The organism is Microcystis sp. M49636_WE2, from assembly GCF_030065375.1.
Classification (GTDB): Bacteria; Cyanobacteriota; Cyanobacteriia; order Cyanobacteriales; family Microcystaceae; genus Microcystis; species Microcystis aeruginosa_C.
This window is the reverse complement of the sequence record NZ_JASJFG010000469.1, coordinates 1-6,549: the sequence shown is the minus strand read 5'-3', so window position 1 is coordinate 6,549 and position 6,549 is coordinate 1. Positions and strand designations below refer to the sequence as shown.

The 6,549-nt window shown below is 43.3% G+C and carries 6 protein-coding genes; 2 read left to right on the top strand and 4 right to left on the bottom strand.

Features of this window, described 5'->3' with window-relative positions:
- From PX484_RS11150 to PX484_RS11140, 3 genes are all read right to left on the bottom strand, one after another.
- The coding region (locus tag PX484_RS11150; RefSeq protein WP_288103842.1) for a M16 family metallopeptidase at positions 1–1,353 on the bottom strand (1,353 nt) is incomplete at its 3' end.
- Positions 1,354–1,852: 499 nt separating this feature from the next.
- Complete coding sequence (locus PX484_RS11145) at positions 1,853–3,415, bottom strand: iron uptake porin (RefSeq protein WP_004268890.1); 1,563 nt, start codon at positions 3,413–3,415, stop codon at positions 1,853–1,855.
- A gap of 270 nt (positions 3,416–3,685) precedes the next feature.
- Entirely contained in the window at positions 3,686–4,249 is a 564-nt protein-coding gene (locus PX484_RS11140; RefSeq protein WP_287766973.1) for a thylakoid membrane photosystem I accumulation factor, read from the bottom strand.
- A gap of 444 nt (positions 4,250–4,693) precedes the next feature.
- Between PX484_RS11140 and PX484_RS11135 the strand changes: the two genes are divergently transcribed.
- Together PX484_RS11135 and PX484_RS11130 are read left to right on the top strand one after the other, a co-directional pair.
- Positions 4,694–5,188 carry a J domain-containing protein gene (locus PX484_RS11135; RefSeq protein ID WP_288103841.1) on the top strand — a complete coding sequence of 165 codons (495 nt, stop codon included), beginning with the start codon at positions 4,694–4,696 and terminating at the stop codon, positions 5,186–5,188.
- Between the two features lie 5 nt (positions 5,189–5,193).
- Complete coding sequence (locus PX484_RS11130; RefSeq protein WP_287766975.1) at positions 5,194–5,466, top strand: DUF3143 domain-containing protein; 273 nt, start codon at positions 5,194–5,196, stop codon at positions 5,464–5,466.
- A 354-nt stretch (positions 5,467–5,820) separates the two neighbouring features.
- Here PX484_RS11130 and PX484_RS11125 read toward each other — a convergent pair.
- On the bottom strand, positions 5,821–6,549 hold a 729-nt coding region (locus PX484_RS11125; RefSeq protein ID WP_288103839.1), incomplete at its 5' end, for a DUF3641 domain-containing protein.

The following is a 6,549-nucleotide window of genomic DNA, read 5'->3' as shown; positions in this document are numbered from 1 at the left end:
CACAATTTGATTCGGTTGCAGATATTGTTGGGCCACTCGTTGAATATCGGCAATTGTCACCCCTTTTACCGCTTGTTGATAACGGAAGATAAAATCTTGGGGATAACCATAGTATTCATAGGTCATCAATCGCGATAAATTTTGAGCAGGTTTCTCAAACTTAAAAACAAAAGAATTGAGAATAGCATTTTTAGCATCTTCCAATTCTTTGGCAGTAACGGGTTGATTGCGAAGGCGTTCGATTTCGCCTAAAATTGCCTTAATAAAAGGTACGGTGGCATCGGTGCGAGTTTGACCTCCCGCAATAAATAAACCGGGATAATCATAACGACTATTCCAGATACCATAGACAGAATAAGCTAATCCTTGACGGGAACGTACTTCATTAAATAAACGACCACCAAAACCGCTTAAAATCTCATTTAATACCGTTAAAGCGGGATAGTCGGGACTATCCAAACGACCACCAAGATGACCTAATAAAACGCTACTCTGGGTTAATTGGGGTTGATTGACAATAAAGACACCTTGAAGATTTTTTTGGGTTGCCGAAGGGGTGACAATTTTAGGGGCAGTTGCGGGATTTTTCCAATCGCTAAAAGTCTTATTGATTAATGCTTTCATCGACTGAGAATCAAAATCACCGACAATTCCTAAAATTATTTGGTCGGGACGGACATAGGTACGATAAAAATCGATTAAATCCTGACGATCAATATTAGCTAAAGTGCTATATTCTACAGTACGAGCGTAGGGGCTACTATCACCATAGACTAGCTTTTTAAACTCCCGACTAGCAATATCACTGGGATCATCATTACGTCGAGCAATCGCTCCTTTTTCCTGAACTTTAGCTAATTCCACCCTCTGACTTTCAAAAGCTGGGGAACGCAAAACCTCGGCAAAGAGATTAAAAACTGCTTCTAAATCTTCACTAAGAGCGCTAAAACTAGCAGTTCCAGAGTTAAGATCGATCGAGGTTTCTACGAGGGCTGCTCTTTGTTCTAATAATTGATTTAAGACATTAGAAGGATGTTTTTCCGTGCCACCGCTACGCAGCACGGTTCCAGTAATATCGGCTAATCCGACTTTTTCCCCCGGTTCTAATCTTCCTCCCGTCCGAATCATCGCCGTACCACTCACTAAAGGTAAGCTCCGATCCTCCACTAAATAAACCACCATACCATTATCTAGTTGATAACGTTCGTATTGGGGAACTGTAACTTCAGGAAGGGGAGGAAAAGTTAAATCGGTAAAATGTCGCGGGGTTTGGGCAATTGCCGGGGAACGAAAAGCTAGGACACCCATCAGGGTGATAATGATTAAACCTAGCCATTGTAAGCGTTTTTTCATGATTTGAGTGAAAATTATCGAGAGGAATAGATAAGAGGGAGCAAAAGGCAAACTTAGCCGCTTTTTGCTTTTTACGGTAGTCCTCAAGAAGTAATGATGATAGAATAGTCGCTAAAAATCAAGTGTCTCTCCGCCATGCCTAATTGTCCAAAATCCCCTACGGATCGGGGGGATCTAGTATTTTATCCATCACTATAATTCCTCTTTGGATTTATCATTACTTGTTTAGCACTACCAATTTCCATCAGATTCTTGAGTATTTTCGTTCCCCCTACAAACCCATTCTAAACTAGGGGTCGGCATTGCTGCTCTGGCAGCACCTCATCAAAATGAGGCATGGGCAAGGGAACCCTTTGTTGGCAAAACTTGTCGATACCTCAGTAACGTGAAAAGTGCTATAGTTAAGGGTTTGGAATGTCGGAACAGCAGCCGGTCGTCGAGAGATGATGTCAAATCCCGTCATACTTTATCTTTATTTCTGACCGGCTGCCTAGACAAATCAGAAAGTAAAAGTCGTGCGGATAGTACCGATAACTAAGGTGGAATTGTTGTTATTTGAGTTAGGAGAAGTAATCACGATTACCCCAGGAGTAAGGGCAATATTATCGGTAAGTTTCCACTCATAAAATCCTTCGATATGAAAGGAAGTATCGGGATCATTAGTGGAACTGCCATCATTTAATCTAATACTAGAACTAGATACCCAGGGCTGCATACCAACAATAATACCGGCCGTATTTCCTTCCTTAAATAAATCAGGAAAAGCCAAAGTTACCGCCCAATTCCAGATATCTAAATCCCCGCGTTCTAGTTGTCCATCTAAGGTGCTAAGGGTGATAGCTTTTGTGTAACCACCCCAACCACCGAGGACAAAACCATCGACAATTCGCCAACTAAATTGTAAACCCAAACTATTATTAATGGTCGGGACAGCCTCCCCGAATAGTTCTTCGGTGAAAAATCGGAAATTCGAGCGCTGACTTCCCGTTCCCGTGTCTAATTGGTTATAACCATGAAAGTAGGATAAAGCAATGCCAAAATTATCGTTTGGAACATAACCCAGCTGCCCTAGGGCAGTATAGGAACCGTTAAATAAACCCGCTCCCGGGTTAGGATCGTTAGCATCCCCAGCAAGATAACCGGCGCTGAATTGCAAAGCCCCATAATTACCCTGTAAACCGAGTCCAGTTTGTCCGGGGGCAAAATAAAGGGGATTGCGAGTACCAAAAGCGGAAAGCGCCCCACTAGCACCATCTCCATCCAAAAAGTTGAGGGTATTGGTAAAGTCATCTTTAGCACCTCCCGTCGCTTCTAACCAGAGTTGGATATTTTCCGTGACGGGGAAACTGTAGTTTAAAACTTCTACCAATAAATCGTTGCCGTCCGGTTGGGTAAAGGCTAAGGTACTTGCAAAAGTTCCCGTGGTATCGGCTAAATCGGCAATATTTCCCGTTGCTAGACGGGTATAGAGTAAATCTTTGCCTGTGAAGCTAGTATTTAATTCTAAACGGGCCCGATAACCAAAAGCTGGTACTTGGGGAATCCCTTCACCACCGTTTTTTTCTCCTGTGGCTACCCCATATAATGCCATCACCACTTCCCCGGTTAATTTAGTAGTGGTGGAAAATTGATTATTTTCCAGAAAAGCGACTCGATTTTCTAAGTTATCAACTCTAGCCCCTAAGGCCGCTAATTCTGTCTCGAATTCCTTGACTAATCGCTTGATTTTGTCTAGATCTTCTTTTAATACCGCTACTCCTTCTTGAATCAATCTTTCTAGGGTATTTAAGCAGGCATTCAACCCGGCGGCAAATTCCCAACGAGTTAAAGCGCGTTCACCGCGAAAAGTGCGGTCAGGATAACCTACTATACAACCATACCTCTCCACGAGACTTCTTAAGGCCTCAAAAGCCCAGGCGGTGGGAGAAACATCCCGCAATTGATTCACCGTCGTCACCTGTGCCATGGGGTTACTAGAGAGGTTTTCGAGACTATTAGCCAGTACCGGACCAGAAAAACCCAGTAATATCGCTGCTGTTAGGAAATTTTGCTTTATTTTCATTGCTGTCTCCCACACCTACAAGAATGATTATTATTCTCAGTATAATCAGGTTAGCAAACTTTTTCCAGTCTGGCACTATTGCTAATATTTTTCAAGTGTTACTCCAGATAAAATCTGAATTGCCTAGCATTTATCGGTTCAAATAAATCTTAAATGATAATAAAAGCAATAAGTAAATAATTTTATTGTTCCTAAAAACAAGATAGAGACGCTGCTGACAGCATCTCTAAATGATTATTTTTGGTTCAATTGAGGATAAAAAAGAGGTAACTAGCGCAATTCAGCGTTAAACTCGTTAAAAGAGCGTCTTTTTAACTCTACCGATTCTGATCGAGGCAGAAGCTCAAAAACCTTTCTTAAGACATCATCCACATCTTCATATTTAACATTGCCCAAACCATCATAAACCACTTTACCCTGTTGGTCTAAAACCACCGTTTGGGGAACCCCACCACGATAATAGTAACCCGGTTCATCGGGACGATAGGAAGACTTTAAGGGGATAGAATCGACAGTAACGGGGATAATACTGGCGGCGCGACCGTAAAACTCTTGAAAACGGGAGACAATCGCCGCAAATCGCTTACAATCACTACTATCATCCAGATAATAGACGATTATAGCTGGAATTTTCCGTTGAAAAGTTTCCGCTAAATTTAAACGCGGTGGTACGAGGGAACCATTACCCGCATAGACCACAAAAATATTACCATCGAGGCGATCATCATCGATCCCCGCATAGGCGCTAGGGGTTAGCCAAGGAGACAAACTCGTCAGAGCAACAATGAGAAAGACAAGAAAGATCTGAAGACGCAGCCGATAACGAGATTTCATGATCAACAGGGTTAGAATATTAAGACAATTTTTAGTTTGACATACCCCACGCCGTAAACAGACGTGGATTCTTCTAGCATCACTGCTGAGAATTTCTGGCTCAACGAGTCCACTTGAATTAGATTCCTGGCGAAATCCCACCCAGAGGTGGTTCTCTCCTCAGACTTTCGCTCCCTTACAGAAGCCTGTTTTCCTATGCCCTAGGATACAGTTCAAAACCTCTAAAATAATTGGTTTCTCTGGTACTTGACGCTTAGAGCTTTTACCTATAGGAGCATTCCCCTATAGAACCCCATAACTCTAGTTTTCAAGGTGCGTTCATCCTGCGATGACTGGGTTTTTTAAGCGGTTGCTTACCCGGCCCGCTATTCTTAATATCATACATCAGATAAAGTCGCCCTAAAAGGGCGAGGCTTTAAACCCAATTTTTCGGTAAAAAATCTTGTGACCTTCGATCGCGATAATTCCCAAACCACCTCGCGAGTCATTGCCGCTAACTCGCGCTTTGCCGATACTTATTATGCCATTCTAGGACTACATCCGAGTGCCTCGGTGATCGAAGTGCGACGAGCCTATCGGGAACTGAGCAAACGATACCACCCCGATACTACCGAACTCAGCCCCGAAGTGGCAACGGTTAAATTCCAGCGTCTTAACGAAGCTTATGCCACCCTGAGTAATCCCGATCGCCGTTCCCTGTATGATTTACAGATAGGTTACTCGCGCTGGAATGTCATCCAAACTATCCCGGATGGCGATCAACCCATAGCTAATCGTAGCGCCTATCTCGATCCTACCGATCGCCCCCTATCTTCGGGAGAGATTTTTGCTTTGTTTATCTTGGCACTCACCCTGCTGGGCTGCTTGTTACTAGCGGTGATTATTGCTATGCTTCGAGGAGAGAATGCCGTCACTGTAGCCCAATTATTTTTGATTTAGATGCGATGAAGATTCCCACTGCTGATACTCCCCTCTATAATCATCCCTTACCGGCGATCGAAGCATGGCTAGTTAAATTAGGTTGTCGGAAAAATACCGAGAATATCCACTGTTGGACTGTGGAAAAACTGACATGGAAAGCGGAAATCTGCCTCGATATCGAAGAAATCACCGTTCGTTACTTTCGGGCAGCCAATGACGGCAGTGATATCAATCGCGCTTTTAAATACTCCCTTAGTCGCCAAGATATCGAATCGGCGGTTTTTTCTGGTCCCTAATCATTAGCCAAACTTTTGACTATCTAGGGCTTGCTGAATAAATCTAAAAACCTTGCTGGATAAGACTTTTAGACTTTTTGTCAATCCAAAAGTACCGGACCTGGGAGTGAGCGGGGGGAAAATTCAGGTACTTTTTCCCTGAAAATTAGGTAATTGACCCCCTCAAAATCGGTAAAACCCTACACCCTACACCCCACACCCCACACCCCACACCCTGCCCCCACGAAAAACTTTTTGCCGCAAACCCTATCTAAGATTACTCGTTAAGACAGCACCGGAGTTGGCAGCAGGGAAAGCTAGTCCGAGCATTTGTACTAAATTTGTCGAGATGCGCTGTCAATCCAGTACACTTGTTCAGCTTGAAATCAAAGCTCCCCCACAACTGGAACCGCTGCCGGCAGTGCAACCGTAGCAATAGGAAGCGGTTTGTACCTCTGCAATTAGATCTAAACTATCCGCTTGTAATAAATCCGACAGGGTTAATTTTTGGTCTTGACCGGTGCAAGCGGCCAGATCTTCCATCTGATTAAAATCGCAGTCATAGATATTACCCAAATAATCGATCGAAAGCTGATTACGACACATCAAATGCTCGACAGTATCGCCATTAAAATGGTCTTCGAGGAATTGAAGATAGGGTTGATAGAGTTGCCGGTGTTCCAGATGGAAACGGGTTCTTCCGACGGGTAGGTTAGTGATAGTAAACAGATTGTTAAAAGAAATATTAAAATGTTCTTGCAAGAACTTTTTGTAATCCCGTGTTAGGGATACCTGATCCGGTGTAAGAGAAAAATTCTCTGACTTAGGAATCTGGGGATTATAGACTAAATCCACAATCAAATTCGGCTCTTGAGCGTAGCCGAGACGGTTTAACCATTGTAAAGCGGCAATCGATCGATCATAGACTCCTTCCCCGCGCATTTTATCCACATTATCGGCAAGATAACAGGGTAAAGAAGCCACCACCCGCAACTGATGGCCAGCGCAATATTCAGGAATATCAGTAAATCCTTTCTCGAAATAAATAGTTAAATTCGAGCGCACAATTACCTGTTTCCCAGCTTTTCTAGAGATTTCCACAAT

Excerpts from the sequence above, each read along its gene's own strand:
- PX484_RS11130 (WP_287766975.1), top strand. The coding sequence starts at position 5,194 with ATGAAGATTCCCACTGCTGATACTCCCCTCTATAATCATCCCTTACCG.
- PX484_RS11145 (WP_004268890.1), bottom strand. The coding sequence starts at position 3,415 with ATGAAAATAAAGCAAAATTTCCTAACAGCAGCGATATTACTGGGTTTT.
- PX484_RS11140 (WP_287766973.1), bottom strand. The coding sequence starts at position 4,249 with ATGAAATCTCGTTATCGGCTGCGTCTTCAGATCTTTCTTGTCTTTCTC.